Origin of the sequence: Micromonospora sp. NPDC057141 (genome assembly GCF_042670805.1) — a bacterium.
In the GTDB taxonomy this organism is placed as follows: domain Bacteria; phylum Actinomycetota; class Actinomycetes; order Mycobacteriales; family Micromonosporaceae; genus Micromonospora.
Map to the genome: position 1 here is coordinate 16,123 of NZ_JBHUVA010000050.1, position 17,131 is coordinate 33,253.

Below are 17,131 nucleotides of genomic sequence, written 5' to 3' on the forward strand. Positions count from 1 at the left end.
ATGTCCACGTCTGCAGATAAGGTCGTCGAGGCGCTTCGGGCTTCGCTCAAGGAGACCAGCCGGCTCAAGCAGCTCAACCAGCAGCTGACGGCGGCGGCCCGGGAGCCGATCGCCATCGTGGCGATGTCCTGCCGCTACCCGGGCGGGGTGTCGTCCCCCGACGAGCTGTGGGACCTGGTGGCCGCAGGCGGCGACGCCGTCGGCGGCTTCCCCGCCGACCGGGGCTGGGACCTGGACAACCTGTACGACCCGGAGGCCGGCCGGGCCGGCCGCTCCACCACGCAGCAGGGCGGCTTCCTCTACGGGGCGGCCGAGTTCGACGCCGACTTCTTCGGCATCAGCCCCCGCGAGGCGCTGGCCATGGACCCGCAGCAGCGGCTGCTGCTGGAGACGTCGTGGGAGGCGTTCGAGAGCGCCGGAATCGCCCCGTCGTCGGTGCGCGGGCAGAAGGTCGGCGTGTTCGTCGGCACCGCCGCCAACGGCTACGGCGTCGGCCAGGACGGCGGCGCGGTCGGCGCCGACGAGGGCTACCTGCTCACCGGCACCGCCACCAGTGTCGTCTCCGGTCGCATCGCGTACGCGCTCGGCCTGGAGGGGCCGGCCGTCACCGTGGACACCGCCTGCTCGTCGTCGCTGGTCGCCCTGCACCTGGCCTGCCAGGCGCTACGGTCCGGCGAGTTCGACCTGGCCCTCGCGGGCGGCGTGACCGTGATGGCCACCCCCAGCGCGTTCGTCGGGTTCTCCCGGCAGCGCGGCCTCGCCTCCGACGGGCGGTGCAAGTCGTTCGCCGCCGCCGCCGACGGCACCGGCTGGGCCGAGGGCGTCGGCCTGCTCCTCGTCGAACGGCTCTCCGACGCCCAGCGCAACGGTCACCGCGTCCTCGCCGTGGTGCGCGGCTCCGCGACAAACCAGGACGGCGCGTCCAACGGGCTGACCGCCCCCAACGGGCCCGCCCAGCAGCGGGTCATCCGGCAGGCGCTGAGCAACGCCCGGCTCACCACCGCCGACGTGGACGCCGTCGAGGCGCACGGCACCGGCACCACCCTCGGCGACCCCATCGAGGCGCAGGCGCTGCTCGCCACGTACGGGCGGGACCGCGACGGGCACGAACCGCTGTGGTTGGGCTCGATCAAGTCGAACATCGGGCACAGCCAGTCCGCCGCCGGCATCGCCGGGATCATCAAGATGGTCATGGCGATGCGGCACGGGCTGCTGCCGGCCACCCTGCACGTCGACACCCCGTCACCGCACATCGACTGGGCGGCCGGGGCGGTGTCGCTGCTCACCGAGCCCCGCCCCTGGCCCGAGGTGGACCGGCCCCGCCGCGCCGCCGTGTCGTCGTTCGGCATCTCCGGCACCAACGCCCACGTCATCCTCGAACAGGCCGACGCCGCGCCCGCCCCCGGCGTACCCCAGGACCGGCCCGGCCTGCTCGCCGGGCCCGCCGCCACCGTGTGGGCGCTGTCGGCCCGGTCCACGGCGGCCCTGCGCGCGCAGGCCGCCCGCCTCGCCCGCCACGCCCGCGCCCGCGCCGGCCTCGACCCGGCCCGGCTCGCCTGGTCCCTCGCCACCACCCGCTCCGAGTTCGAGCACCGGGCCGCCGTCGTCGCGGCAGACCCGGCGCAGTTCCTCGCCGGCCTCGACGCCCTCGCCGCCGGCACCCCCGCCGGGACCGTCGTCACCGGCGTGGCCGGCGAACCCGGCGAGGGACCGGTCTGGGTCTTCCCCGGCCAGGGCGCCCAGCACGTCTCGATGGCCGCCGGCCTCGTCGGCACCTGCCCCGTCTTCGACGAGGCCCTCGCCGAGTGCCAGGCCGAGTTCGACCGCTGGCTCGACGTCGACCTGGTCGCGGTCCTCACCGGCACCGACGAGTCGTGGCTGACCCGCACCGAGGTCGTCCAGCCGGCCCTGTTCGCCGTCGGCGTCGGCTTGGCCCGGGTGTGGCGGCACGCCGGCGTCACCCCCCGCGCGGTCGTCGGCCACTCCCAGGGCGAGATCGTCGCCGCCCACGTCGCCGGGGCACTCTCCCTCGCCGACGCCGTCAAGATCCTCGCACTGCGGGCCCGCGCCCTCGCGGGCGTCGCCGGCACCGGCGCGATGGTCGCGATCGACCTGCCGGCCGCCGAGGTCGCCGACCGGCTCCCCGACGGGTTGAGCGTCTCCGTCGTCAACGGCCCCGGCACCACCGTCGTCTCCGGCCCGCCGCAGGCCGTCGTCGACCTGGCCGCCGCGTACGCCGCCGAGGGCGTGCGCGCCCGGGTCATCGACATCGACTACGCCTCCCACTCCCCGGCCGTGCAGCCCGTCGCCGACCGGATGCGCGCCGACCTGGCCGGCGTCGTCCCCCGCGACGCCGACGTGCGGATCGTCTCCACCGTCACCGGCACCTGGATCGACGGCGCCGCCCTCGACGCCGACTACTGGGCGGAGAACCTGCGCCGGCCGGTGCTGTTCGACACCGCCGTGCGCACCGCGATCGACGCCGGGCACACCGACTTCGTCGAGGTCTCCCCGCACCCGGTGCTGAGCATGTCGCTGACCGCGATCCTCGACGACACCGGCACCGCCGGCCGGGCCCTGGCCACCCTGCGCCGCGGCGAGGACGCCGCCGCGCGGCTGCTCACCAGCCTCGCCGCCGCCCACGCCCACGGCCTGGCCGTCGACCTGCGCCGCGTTCTCGCCCCCGCCGACGTCCTCACCGACCTGCCCACGTACGCCTTCCAGCGGCAGCGCTACTGGCCCGAGCGGCTGGCCGCCGGCACCGCCGCCGGGCCGGTCAGCCCCGACGTCGTTGACGTCGAGTTCTGGTCGGCCGTGGAACGCTCCGACGTGGCCGCCCTCGCCGCCCAGCTCGACGGCCCGCCCGCCGACCTGGAGGCGCTCGCCCCGGCGCTGCCCGTGCTGTCGTCGTGGCGCAGGGCCCGGTTGCAGCGGGCCGTGCTCGACGGCTGGTCGTACCGGATCGGCTGGAAGCCGGCCGGGCCGCCCGCCGGCCCGACCGTGGCCGGCGACCTGCTCGTGGTCCTGCCGGCCGGCGACGCCACCGTGGCCGCCTGGGTGGACGCCCTCGAAGCCGCCGCCGTCGGCCCGGCCGACGGGCCCGCCGCCGCGACGGGGCCGACCGCTACCGGCGGCCGGCGGGTGCGGCGCGTCGCCGTCGACCCCGCAGGGGCCACCCGCGAGGAGCTGGCCGCCGCGCTCGCCGGGCACCGGGACGCGCCCCTGGCCGGCGTGGTGTCGCTGCTCGGCCTCGCCGACGACCAGTACCCGGGCCACCCCGGCGTCCCCACCGGCCTGGTCGCCAGCACCCGCCTCGTGCAGGCGCTGCGGGACGCCGACGTGCCCGCCCCGCTGTGGTGCCTCACCGTCGGCGGCGTCGGCACCGACCCGGCCGAGCCGGTGGCCAGCGCCGCCCAGCACGCCCTGTGGGGCCTCGCCCGGGTCGTCGGCCTGGAACACCCCGGCCAGTGGGGCGGCCTCGTCGACCTGCCCGCCGCTCCCGACGCCGCCTGCTGGGCCGAGGTCGCCCGCATCCTGGTCGGCGGCGGCGACGAGGACCAGTTCGCCGTCCGCCCCTACGGCACGTTCGTGCGCCGCCTCGCCCGCGCCACCGCCCGCACCGCCGGGCGGGTCACGTCGTGGCAGCCGCGCGGCACCATCCTCGTCACCGGCGGCACCGGAGCGATCGGCGCGCAGGCCGCCCGCTGGCTCGCCGCCAACGGCGCCGAACACCTGGTGCTCACCAGCCGCCGGGGCCGCGCCGCCGCCGGCGCGGCCGAGCTGGCCGACGAGCTGACCGAAACCGGCGTACGGGTCACCGTCGCCGCCTGCGACATGGCCGACCGCGACCAGGTCGCCGCCCTCGTCGCCGGCCTCGACGACGTCGCCCCGCTCACCGCCGTGCTGCACGCCGCCGGCATCACCCAGCTCACCGCGCTCGTCGACACCGACCTCGACGTGCTCGACCACGTCATGGCCGGGAAGGTCGCCGGGGCGGTGCACCTCGACGAGCTGCTCGGCGACCGGCAGCTCGACGCGTTCGTCACGTTCGCCTCCATCTCCGGCGTGTGGGGCAGTGGCGGCCAGGGCGCGTACGCGGCGGCGAACGCGTACCTCGACGCGCTCGCCGAGCAGCGCCGTGCCCGGGGGCTCGCCGCCACCTCCGTCTCCTGGGGCGCCTGGGCCGACGGCGGCATGGCCACCACAGAGGAGGCGCAGCGGCTGCTCAGCCGGCGCGGCCTCAACCCGATGCAGCCGGCCGCCGCGCTGCTCGCCCTGCGCCGCGCCGTCGAGCACGGCGAGACCTGCCTCGTCGTCGCCGACGTCGCCTGGGAGCACTTCGCCCCCGCGTACGCCTCCGCCCGGCCCCGCCCGCTGCTCGACGACATCGCCGAGGCCCGCGACGCCCTCGCCGCCCGCCCCGCCGACGGCATCACCGACCACGCCGCCGCCCTGCGCCGCGACCTGGCCGCCGTGACCCGCGCCGAACGGGACCGGCAGCTCACCGACCTGGTGCGCGGCCACGCCGCCGCCGTCCTCGGCCACCCCGGCACCGACGCGGTCAAGCCGAAGCGGGCGTTCAAGGAGCTGGGCTTCGACTCGCTGACCGCCGTGGAGCTGCGCAACCAGCTCACCGCCGCGACCGGGCTGGCCCTGCCCACCACCCTCATCTTCGACTACCCCAACCCGGCCGCCCTCGCCGGGCATCTGGCCGCCCTGCTGCGGCTCGACGACACCGCGCCCGCCGCCGGGAACCCGGGGGTCGGCACCGGCCCGGCCGCCGCCGACGAACCCATCGCCATCGTCGGCATGAGCTGCCGCTACCCGGGCGGCGTCAGCGACCCCGACGGGCTGTGGGACCTCGTCGCCGCCGGCCGCGACGGCGTCACCGAGTTCGCCCCCGACCGGCACTGGGACCTCGACCGGCTCCTCGCCGCCGACCCCGACGCGCCCGGACGCTCGTACACCCGGCACGGCGGGTTCGTCGACCGGGCCGCCGACTTCGACCCCGTCTTCTTCGGCATCTCCCCCCGCGAGGCCCTCGCGATGGACCCGCAGCAGCGGCTGCTGCTGGAGGCCACCTGGGAGGCGTTCGAGCAGGCCGGCGTCGCCCCCGACAGCCTGCACGGCACCCCGACCGGCGTGTTCGTCGGCGCGTCCCCGTCCGGCTACGGCAACGGCGACGAGACCCCCGACCTGGACGGCTACCGGCTCACCGGCGGCGCGCACAGCGTCATCTCCGGCCGCGTCTCCTACACGTTCGGCCTGGAGGGGCCGGCCGTCACCGTCGACACCGCCTGCTCGTCGTCGCTGGTCGCCCTGCACCTGGCCGTGCAGTCGCTGCGGCAGGGCGAGTGCGACCTCGCCGTGGCCGGCGGCGTGACCGTCATGGTCACCCCCGGCGCGTTCGTCGAGTTCACCCGGCAGGGCGGCCTCGCCGCCGACGGGCGGTGCCGCTCGTTCGCCGCCGCCGCCGACGGCACCGGCTGGGGCGAGGGCGTCGGCGTGCTCCTCGTCGAACGACTCAGCGACGCCCAACGTCGCGGCCACCGGATCCTCGCCGTCGTACGCGGCTCCGCCGTCAACCAGGACGGCGCGTCCAACGGGCTGACCGCCCCCAACGGGCCGGCGCAGCAGCGCGTCATCCGGCAGGCCCTCGCCAACGCGCGGCTGACCACCGCCGACGTGGACGCCGTCGAGGCCCACGGCACCGCCACCACCCTCGGCGACCCGATCGAGGCGCAGGCGCTGCTGGCGACGTACGGGCAGGACCGGCCCGCCGACCGTCCCCTGTGGCTGGGCTCGATCAAGTCGAACATCGGGCACACCCAGGCCGCCGCCGGCGTCGCCGGGGTGATCAAGATGGTGCAGGCCCTGAGCCACGGCACCCTGCCGCCGACCCTGCACGTCGACGAGCCCACCCCGCACGTCGACTGGTCGGCCGGCGCGGTGGAGCTGCTCACCGAGGCCCGGCCGTGGCCGCAGGTGGACCGGCCGCGCCGGGCCGCCGTGTCGTCGTTCGGGGTCAGCGGCACCAACGCGCACATCATCATCGAGCAGCCGCCCGCACCGCCGGCCGACGGCGAGGCCAGGGAGCAACCGCACGGCGCGACCGTGAAGCAGGCGCACGGCGCGACCGCCGAGCGGCCTGCCCCGGCGCTGGTGCCGGTGCTGCTCTCCGCCCGGGGCGAGGGCGGCCTGGTCCGCCAGGCCACCCGCTGGGCCCGCCGCTGGGCCGACCGGTTCACCGGCGGCGACCTGCCCCGGCTGGTCGACGTCGGCTGGACGTCGCTGGCCGCCCGCACCGCCCTGGAGCACCGCGCGGTGCTGCTCGCCGCCGACCACGCCGAGCTGACCGCCGCCCTGACCGCCCTCGCCGCCGGCGAACCCACCGACGCCGCCGTCACCGGCCGCGCCACCGAGCGGGGCCCCGTCGCCCTGCTCTTCTCCGGCCAGGGCGCGCAGCGCGCCGGCATGGGCCGGGAGCTGTACGCCGCGTTCCCGGCGTTCGCGGCGGCGCTGGACGAGGTGTGCGGGCAGCTCGATCCGCTGCTGCCGCAGCCGTTGCAGCCGGTGCTGTTCGCGGACGAGGGTTCCGCCGAGGCGGCGCTGCTGGACCAGACGGCGTTCACCCAGGCCGGCCTGTTCGCCGTCGAGGTGGCGCTGTTCCGCCTCGTCGAGTCGTTCGGGGTGGTGCCGGACTTCGTCGGCGGCCACTCGGTGGGGGAGATCGCGGCGGCGCACGTGGCCGGCGTGCTGTCCCTCGCCGACGCGTGCGCGCTGGTCGCCGCCCGGGGTCGGCTCATGCAGGCGCTGCCGGCCGGCGGCGGGATGCTCGCCGTCAACGCCGCCGAGGCCGAGGTGGCCGAGTCCGTCGCCGGCCGCGCCGACGTCGGCATCGCCGCCGTGAACGGGCCGTCGGCCGTGGTCGTCTCCGGGGCGGTCGAGGCCCTGGCCGAGGTCGAGCGGGCGTGGCGGGGGCGGGGCGTCCGGACCCGTCGGCTGACCGTCAGCCACGCGTTCCACAGCCCGTTGATGGAGCCGATGCTGGCCGAGTTCCGGGCCGTGTTGGAGTCGCTGTCGTTCGCCGCGCCGCTGGTGCCGGTGGTGTCGAACGTGACCGGGGCGCTCGCCGTCGGCGACGAGATCCGCACCGCCGACTACTGGGTGCGACACGTCCGCGAGGCCGTCCGCTTCGCCGACGGGGTCGCCGCGCTACGCGCCGCCGGGGCGGACACGTTCGTCGAGATCGGCCCCGGCGCGGTGCTCACCGCCCTGGTCCGCGAGACCCTGACCGGCGACGGCGACGGCGACGACCTCCTCGCCGTGCCGGCCCAGCGCCGCGACCGCGCCGAGCCCCGCGCCCTGCTCACCGCCCTCGCCGAGCTGTACGCCGCCGGGGCCACCGTCGACTGGACCCCGCTGCTCGCCGACGCCGCCCCGACCCGGGTCGACCTGCCCACGTACGCGTTCGCGCGGGAACGGTTCTGGCTGCGGCCCGCCGGCCGCGCCTCCGACGTCTCCGGCGCGGGCCTCGGCGCCGCCGGGCACCCCCTGCTCGCCGCCGCCGTCCGGCTCGCCGGCGAGGACGCGGCCGTGCTCACCGGCCGGCTCTCCGTCGCCGCCCAGCCGTGGCTGGCCGACCACGTGGTCGCCGGCGCGGTCGTCGTCCCCGGCACCGCGCTCGTCGAGCTGGCGTTGCGGGCCGGCGACGAGTTCGGCCCCTGCCGGGTGGGGGAGCTGACCATCGCCGCCCCGCTCGTGCTCCCCGCCCAGGGCGCGGTGCGCGTCCAGGTCCGCGTCGGCCCGCGCGACGGCACCGGCTGGCGGGCCGTCGCCGTGCACTCCCAGCCCGACCACGACCCCGACGGCGACTGGGTGCGGCACGCCGAGGGCCTGCTCACCGCCGTCGACCCCACCGCCGACGCCGGCCTCGGCGCGTGGCCCCCCGCCGACGCCGTCGAGGCCGACCTCGCCGGCTGGTACGACGCCCTCGCCGGCCACGGCATGACGTACGGGCCGGTGTTCCAGGGTTTGCGCCGCGCCTGGACGGCCGGCGACGACACCGTCTACGCCGAGGTGACCCTGCCCGCCGCCGCCGCCGCCACCGCCACCGCCGACGGCGGCGCCGGCTTCGGCGTGCACCCCGCGCTGCTCGACGCCGCCCTGCACCCCACCGCCCTGCTGCCCGGCGACGGCACCACCGGCCCCAAGGCCCCGTTCGCGTTCGCGGGCGTCCAGGTGCACGCCGTCGGCGCGGACACCCTCCGCGTCCGGCTCACCCGCGCCGGAACCGCCGTGCGGCTGCTCGCCGTCGACGACACCGACCGGCCCGTGGTCACCGTCGACTCCCTCGTCCTGCGCGAGATGACCGGCGTCGACCCGTCGGCGGCCACCCTCGCCGCCCGGTCGCTGTTCCGCGTCGACTGGCGGGCCGAGCCGCTCACCCCCGCCGACGCCCCCCGCGCCGCCCTCCTCGGCCCCGCCGCGCCCGCGCTGCCCGGCGTCCCCGCCCACCCGGGCGTCGCCGAGCTGGCCGCCGCCGCCGACGTACCCGCGCTGGTCCTGCTGCCCGTGCCCGCGACGCCCGTCGGCCTGCCCGCCGACGAGCTGCCCGCCGCCGTGCGGGCCGGCACCGCCGCCGTGCTCGCCGCCGTCCAGGCGTGGCTCGCCGCCGACACCCTCGCCGACACCCGCCTCGCGGTGGTCACCCGGGGCGCGGTGCGGGCCACCGACGCCGACCCCGCCGACGAGCTGACCGGCGCGGCCGTGTGGGGCCTGCTGCGCTCCGCCCAGTCCGAGCACCCCGGCCGCATCGTCCTGGCCGACCTCGACCGGGCCCTCGACGCGCCCGCCGTCGCGCTGCTCGCCGCCGCCGCCGACGATGTGGGGCGGGCGCAGCTCGCCGTCCGCGCCGACACGACCTACATCCCCCGTCTGGTACGCGCCGACATCCCACCCGCGCCCGCCCGGCGTTCCCCCGGCGGCACCGTCCTGGTCACCGGTGGCACCGGTGCCCTCGGCGCGCTGCTCGCCCGGCACCTCGTCACCGGCTGGGGCGTGGACTCCCTCGCCCTGGTCAGCCGGCGCGGCCCCGCCGCCGACGGGGCGGCCGACCTCGCCGCCGAGCTGACCGCCCTCGGCGCGCGGGTCGACGTGCTCGCCTGCGACGTCACCGACCCCGACGTCGTGCGCGCCCTCGTCGGGCGGCTCACCGACGGCGGTCGGCTGGCCGGGGTGGTGCACACCGCCGGGGTGCTCGACGACGCGGTGGTCACCGGCATCGACGCCGATCGGCTGGCCCGGGTGCTCGCCCCGAAGGTCGACGCCGCGTGGCACCTGCACGAGGCCACCGCCGGCCTCGACCTCGACCTGTTCGTGGTGTTCTCCTCCATCGCCGGGGTCCTCGGTTCCCCGGGTCAGGGCGCGTACGCCGCCGCCAACCACTTCCTCGACGCCCTCGCCGCCCACCGCCGCAGCCGTGGCCTGCCCGCGCACTCCCTGGCCTGGGGCATGTGGGACACCGATGGCATGGCCGCCACCCTCGGCGCCGCCGACCGGTCCCGGGTCACCCGCTCCGGCCTCGGCCTGATCACCGGGCCCGTCGGCGTCGCCCTGTTCGACGCGGCCGTCGCCACCGACGCCGCCGCGCTCGTCCCCGCCGTCGTCGACGTGCCCGCGCTGCGGGCGGCGGCCACCGCCACCGGCGTACCGCCGATGCTGCGCGCCCTCGTCGGCACCGCGACCGCCCGGCGGCAGGCTGGCGGCGGCGCGGCCGGCGGCTGGGCGCAGCGCCTCGTCGCACTCGCCCCCGACGAGGCGCGCGTCCAGGTCGACGTGCTGGTGCGGGGCCTGGTGGCGCAGGTGTTGGGGCATGGTGGTGTGGAGGCGGTGCCGGCGGATCGGGCGTTCCGGGAGTTGGGTTTCGACTCGTTGACGGCGGTGGACCTGCGCAACCGGGTGAACGCGGCGACGGGGCTGCGGCTGGCGTCCACGCTGGTGTTCGACTACCCGACGCCGGCCGCCCTCGCCGCGCACGTGCACGAGCAGCTCACCGGTGCCACCGTCGACCGGCCCGACCCGGTCGCCGCCGCCACCGGCGGCGACGAGCCGATCGCGATCGTCGGCATGGCCTGCCGTTACCCGGGCGGGGTGGCCAGCCCCGACGACCTGTGGGCGCTGCTGGCGGCCGGCGGGGACGGGATCTCCGAGTTTCCCGTCGACCGGGGTTGGGACCTGGAGTCCCTGTTCCACCCCGACCCCGACCACCCCGGCACCTCGTACGCCCGGCACGGCGGCTTCCTCCCCGGGGCCGCCGAGTTCGACCCCGCCTTCTTCGGCATCTCGCCCCGCGAGGCGGTCGCCATGGATCCGCAGCAGCGGTTGCTGCTGGAGGCGTCGTGGGAGACGTTCGAGTCCGCCGGCCTCGACCCGGCCCGGGTGCGGGGCAGCCGCACCGGCGTGTTCGCCGGCCTGATGTACCACGACTACGCCTCCCAGGTGCAGGAGCTGCCGGAGGGTCTCGAGGGCTATATCGGCACCGGCAACTCCGGCAGCGTCGTCTCCGGCCGGGTCGCCTACACGTTCGGCCTGGAGGGGCCGGCGGTGACCGTGGACACGGCGTGCTCGTCGTCGCTGGTGGCGTTGCACTTGGCGGCGCAGGCGTTGCGGTCGGGTGAGTGTGATCTGGCGCTGGCCGGTGGTGTGACGGTGATGGCGACGCCGGGGACGTTCGTGGAGTTCTCCCGGCAGCGTGGGCTGTCGGCCGACGGGCGGTGCAGGTCGTTCGCGGCGTCGGCGGACGGGACGGGTTGGTCGGAGGGCGTCGGGATGTTGCTGGTGCAGCGGCTCTCCGACGCGCGGCGGGAGGGTCGGCGGATCCTTGCCGTGGTGCGGGGCACGGCGGTGAATCAGGATGGTGCGTCGAACGGGTTGACGGCGCCGAATGGTCCGTCGCAGCAGCGGGTGATCCGGCAGGCCCTGGCGAATGCGCGGCTGACCACGGCGGACGTGGACGCCGTGGAGGCGCACGGCACGGGCACGACCCTGGGTGATCCGATCGAGGCGCAGGCGTTGCTGGCGACGTATGGGCAGGACCGGCCCGCCGACCGTCCGCTGCTGCTCGGGTCGATCAAGTCGAACATCGGCCACACCCAGGCCGCCGCCGGGGTCGCCGGCATCATCAAGATGATCATGGCGATGCGGCACGGCGTGGCACCGGCGACGCTGCACGTCGACGAGCCGTCCCCGCACATCGACTGGACGGCCGGCGCGGTCGAACTGGTCACCGAGGCCCGGCCCTGGCCCGAGACGGGCCGCCCCCGCCGCGCCGCCATCTCCTCGTTCGGGGTCAGCGGCACCAACGCCCACGTCGTCATCGAGCAACCGCCCGCCGAGAACCGGCCCGCCCGCCCCGGCGGCGCGTCCGACCGCCGAGGCGGCGCGCCCACCAGCCCCGGTGGCGCGCCCGACCCGACGGCACCTGCGGCCGTGCTGCTGTCGGCCCGCTCCGAGGCGGCCCTCGCCGCCCAGGCCGACCGCTGGGCCCGCTGGCTCGCCGCCGGCCCGACCCCCCGCCCCGCCGACGTGGGCTGGTCGTCCGTCGTCACCCGGGCCGCCCTGGAACACCGCGCCGTGCTCGCCGCGGCGGACCGCGACGAGCTGCTCGCCGGGCTGCGCGCCCTCGCCGCCGGTGAGCCGACCGGCACCGTCGTCACCGCCACCGGAGCCCCCAAGGGTCAGCTCGCCGTCCTCTTCTCGGGTCAGGGCGCGCAGCGCGCCGGGATGGGTCGGGAGCTGTCGGAGGCGTTCCCGGTGTTCGCCGCCGCGTTGGACGAGGTGTGCGGTCACCTGGACCCGTTGCTGCCCCGGCCTCTGCGGGAGGTGCTGTTCGCTCCGGAGGGTTCCGGCGAGGCGGCGCTGCTGGATCAGACCGAGTTCACGCAGGCGGGCCTGTTCGCGGTCGAGGTGGCGTTGTTCCGCCTCGTCGAGTCGTTCGGGGTGGTGCCGGACTTCGTCGGCGGGCACTCGGTGGGGGAGATCACCGCCGCGCACGTGGCCGGCGTGCTGTCCCTGGCGGACGCGTGCGCCCTCGTCGCGGCGCGGGGTCGGTTGATGCAGGCGTTGCCGGCCGGCGGCGGGATGCTCGCGGTGGCCGCGCCCGAGGCAGACGTGCTCTCCTCCCTCGACGCGCTGGCCTCGCTGGACGGGCTGACCGGCCGGATCGGGATCGCGGCCGTCAACGGCCCGTCGGCCGTGGTGGTCTCCGGTGCCGTCGAGACCTTCGACGAGGTCGAGCGGGCGTGGCGGGACCGGGGCGTCCGCACCCGCCGGCTCGCCGTCAGCCATGCGTTCCACAGCCCGTTGATGGAGCCGATGCTGGCCGAGTTCCGGGCCGTCCTCGACGGGCTGGCGTTCCGGACGCCGTTGGTGCCGGTCGTGTCGAACCTGACCGGGGCGTTGGCCGACGGTGACGACATCCGCACCCCGGACTACTGGGTGCGGCACGTGCGGGAGGCCGTGCGGTTCGGCGACGGGGTCGCCGCGCTGCGCGCCGCCGGGGTGGGCACGTTCCTGGAGGTCGGCCCGCAGAGCGTCCTCACGGCCATGGCCGCCGACAACCTGCCCGGCGACGAGGACGTGCTGACCGTCGCCACGCAGCGCCGTGACCGGCCCGCCGCGCGGGCGCTGCTCGCCGCCCTGGCCGAACTGCACGTCCACGGCGTGCCGGTCACCTGGACCCAGTGGTACGCCGGCACCGACCCGCAGCGCATCGACCTGCCCACGTACGCGTTCCAGCACCAGCGGTACTGGCTCGGCATCGGCCGGGCCCGCGCGGGCGACGTCACCGGCGCCGGCCTCGGCGCGGCCGGGCACCCGCTGCTCGGCGCGGCCGTCACCGTCGCCGGTGAGGACATGGTGGTGCTCACCGGCCGCCTCTCCGTCGCCACCCACCCGTGGCTCGCCGAGCACACCGTCTCCGGCGCGGTCGTCGTCCCCGGCACCGCCCTCGTGGAGTTGGCCGTCCGGGCCGGCGACGAGGCCGGCGTCTCCCGCCTCCGGGAACTCACCATCGCCGCGCCGCTCGTCCTGCCCGCCACCGGCGGCGTACGGGTCCAGGTGCGCGTCGGCGCGCCCGACCCGACCGGAGCCCGGCCCGTCGCGGTACACGCCCAGCCCGACGGTGAATCCGAGTGGGTTCGGCATGCCGAGGGTGTGGTGGAGGGGGTGTCGTCGGGGGAGCCGGTGGTGGGGGTGTGGCCGCCGGTGGGTGTGTCGGAGGTGGATGTTTCGGGGTGGTATGAGGGTTTGGCGGGGCTTGGTCTGGTGTATGGGCCGGCGTTCCGTGGGTTGCGTCGGGTGTGGGCTGGTGGCGGTGAGGTGTTCGCCGAGGTGGCTCTGCCTGACGGGGTGGAGGGTGCGGCGGAGTTCGGGGTGCATCCGGCGTTGTTGGACGCGGCGTTGCATCCGATCGGGTTGTTGCTGGCCGACGAGGGGCCGGCAGGGGCGCGGGTGCCGTTCGTGTTCTCGGGTGTGCAGGTGCATGCGTCGGGTGCGCGGGTGTTGCGGGTGCGGTTGAGTCGGGTGGGTTCGGATGTGCGGTTGGTGGCGGCGGACGAGTCGGGTGCGCCGGTGGTGTCGGTGGACTCGATCGTGTTGCGGGAGTTGACCGGGGTGGGCGTCGCGGGTGCGGCGTCCCGGTCGCTGTTCGAGGTGACCTGGCAGGCCGCCGACATCGCCCCGGCCGGTGAGCTGTCCGGCTGGGCGCTGCTCACCGACGAGGACCTGCCGGCCACGCTGCCCGGCCTGCCGGCGTACGCCGACGTGGCGACGCTGGCCGAGGCCGTCACCGCCGGCCGCGCCACCGCGCCCCGGCGCCTGCTGCTGCCCGCCGCCGTCCCCGACGCCGCCGTCCCCGACGCCGCCGTCCCCGACGCGGTGCGGGCGGTCACCTCCGGCGTCCTCGCGGCCACCCAGGCGTGGCTGGCCGCCGACGCGCTCGCCGACACGCGTCTCGTCGTCGTCACCCGGGGCGCAGTGGCCGCCGGGCCGGACGATCCGGTCGTGGACCTTGCGGGCTCGGCCGTGTGGGGCCTGCTCCGCTCGGCGCAGACCGAACACCCGGGCCGGATCGTCCTCGCCGACGTCGACGGCGACGTCGACGCGCACGCCCTGGGCCTGCTCACCCAGGCGGCCGACGACGCCGTCGTGGGTGGTCAGGTGGCGGTGCGTGCGGGTGCGGTGTGGGTGCCGCGCCTGGTGCGTGCGTCGGCGTCGGACACTCCGGTGACCGTCGGCGACGGCGCGGTGCTCGTGACCGGTGGTACGGGTGCGTTGGGTGCTCTGGTCGCGGAGCATCTGGTGTCGGTGCACGGGGTGCGGTCGTTGGTGCTCGTGTCGCGCCGGGGCGGGGCTGCCGCCGGCGCGGACGCCGTGGTCGAGCGGCTGTCGGGGCTGGGCGCGTCGGTGGCGGTGTCGGCCTGTGACGTGACGGACGCCGACGCCGTGCGTGCCCTGATCGGGCGGCTCACCGCCGACGGCGGTCGCCTCGCCGGGGTGGTGCACACCGCCGGGGTGCTCGACGACGCGGTGGTCACCGGCATCGACGCCGGTCGGCTGGCCCGGGTCCTCGCCCCGAAGGTGGACGCGGCGTGGCATCTGCACGAGGCGACGGCTGGGCTGGACCTGGATCTGTTCGTGGTGTTCTCGTCGATCGCGGGGGTGCTGGGCTCTCCGGGGCAGGGTGCGTACGCGGCGGGGAACGCGTTCCTGGACGGGCTGGCGGCGTATCGGCGGCGGGCCGGTCTGCCGGCGGTGTCGCTGGCGTGGGGGATGTGGGACACCGACGGGATGGCCGCGACGGTCAGCGACGCCGACCGCGCCCGGTCCGCTCGCGCGGGCATCTCGGCGATGAGCGCCGCCACCGGTCTCGAACTGTTCGACGCCGCCCTCGAGGCGGGACAGCCCGCGCTGGTGCCGGCCGTGCTCGACGTAGCGGCCATGCGGGCCGCCCTCGGCGGGGGCGGCCCGGTCCCGGCGATGCTGCGTGCCCTCGTCGGGGCGACCACCGCCCGCCGGCAGGCCGGGCAGGGCGGCGGGGCCTGGGCCGACCAGCTCGCGGGCCTGGCCTCCGACGATGCCCGCGCCCAGATCGACGTGCTGGTGCGGGGCCTGGTGGCGCAGGTGTTGGGGCATGGTGGTGCGGAGGCGGTGCCGGCGGATCGGGCGTTCCGGGAGTTGGGTTTCGACTCGTTGACGGCGGTGGACCTGCGCAACCGGGTCAACGCGGCGACAGGGCTGCGGCTCGGTTCGACGCTGGTGTTCGACTACCCGACCCCCGCCGTGCTCGCCGGGCACCTCTACGAGCAGGTGTCCGGTCAGCTCACCGCCCGCCGGTCGGTGGCCCGCGCCGTCACCGGCACCGACGAGCCGATCGCGATCGTCGGCATGGCCTGCCGCTACCCGGGCGGGGTGGAAAGCCCCGACGACCTGTGGGCCCTCCTCGCGGCCGGTGGGGACGGCATCTCCGAGTTCCCGGCCGACCGGGGCTGGGACCTCGACACCCTGTTCGACCCGGACCCCGACCGCAGCGGCACCTCGTACACCCGGCACGGCGGCTTCCTGCGCGACGCCGCGGACTTCGACCCGGCGTTCTTCGGCATCTCGCCCCGCGAGGCGGTCGCCATGGACCCGCAGCAGCGGTTGCTGCTGGAGGCGTCGTGGGAGACGTTCGAGTCCGCCGGGGTCGACCCGCACCGGCTGCGCGGCAGCCGCACGGGCGTGTTCGCGGGCGTCATGTACCACGACTACGCCTCCCGGCTGGCCGACCTGCCGCCGGACACCGAGGGCTACGTGGGCACCGGCACGTCGGGCAGTGTGCTGTCGGGGCGGGTGGCTTACACGTTCGGTCTGGAGGGGCCGGCGGTGACGGTGGACACGGCGTGCTCGTCGTCGCTGGTGGCGTTGCATCTGGCGGCGCAGGCGTTGCGGTCGGGTGAGTGTGATCTGGCGCTGGCCGGTGGTGTGACGGTGATGGCGACGCCGGGGACGTTCGTGGAGTTCTCCCGGCAGCGTGGGCTGTCGGCCGACGGGCGGTGCAGGTCGTTCGCCGCGTCGGCGGACGGGACGGGCTGGTCCGAGGGCATCGGCGTGCTGCTGGTGCAGCGGCTCTCCGACGCGCGGCGGGAGGGTCGGCGGATCCTTGCCGTGGTGCGGGGCACGGCGGTGAATCAGGATGGTGCGTCGAACGGGTTGACTGCGCCGAATGGTCCGTCGCAGCAGCGGGTGATCCGGCAGGCCCTGGCGAATGCCCGGTTGTCCACGGCGGATGTGGACGCGGTGGAGGCGCACGGCACGGGCACGACGTTGGGTGATCCGATCGAGGCGCAGGCGTTGCTGGCGACGTATGGGCAGGACCGGCCCGCCGACCGTCCGCTGCTGCTCGGGTCGGTCAAGTCGAACATCGGTCACACGCAGGCGGCTGCGGGTGTGGCTGGTGTGATCAAGATGGTCATGGCGATGCGGCACGGTGTGGTGCCGTCGACGCTGCATGTGGACGAGCTGTCGCCGCACGTCGACTGGGCCGCCGGGGCGGTTGCCCTGGCGACCGAGGCGATGCCGTGGCCGGTGGTGGGTCGGGCGCGTCGGGCGGCGGTGTCGTCGTTCGGGATTTCCGGGACGAACGCGCATGTGATCATCGAGCAGCCTCCGGCGGAGGTCGTCGAGGGTGTGGTGGTGGAGCGGACGCCGCCGGTGGTGCCGGTGCTGCTGTCCGCCCGGACGGATGCCGCCCTCGCGGGGCAGGCGGGTCGGTGGGCCCGCTGGCTGGCCGGCGATGAGGCCCTTGCCGCCGTCGACGTGGCGTGGTCGTCGGTGGCGACGCGTCCGGCGTTGGAGCAGCGGGCGGTGGTGTCGGCTGCTGGTCGGGAGGAGCTGCTGGCCGGGCTGCGGGCTCTGGCGGCGGGTGAGCCGTCCGGGGCGGTGGTCGTCGGGGCTCCGGAACAACGCGGTCACCTGGCCCTGCTGTTTCCCGGTCAGGGTGCGCAGCGTGCGGGCATGGGTCGGGGACTGTCGGTGGTGTTCCCGGTGTTCGCGACCGCGTTGGACGAGGTGTGCGGTCACTTGGATCCGT

Annotated in this window: 1 protein-coding gene (cut by a window edge); it reads left to right on the top strand. The window is 76.6% G+C overall.

What is annotated here, in order from left to right:
• Positions 1-17,131, top strand: partial view of a type I polyketide synthase gene (locus ACFT41_RS22235; RefSeq protein ID WP_377613966.1) — the 5' portion only. 12,932 nt of this gene lie beyond the right edge of the window; 17,131 of the gene's 30,063 nt are visible here — the first part of the coding sequence; the start codon lies at positions 1-3; the stop codon falls past the right edge of the window.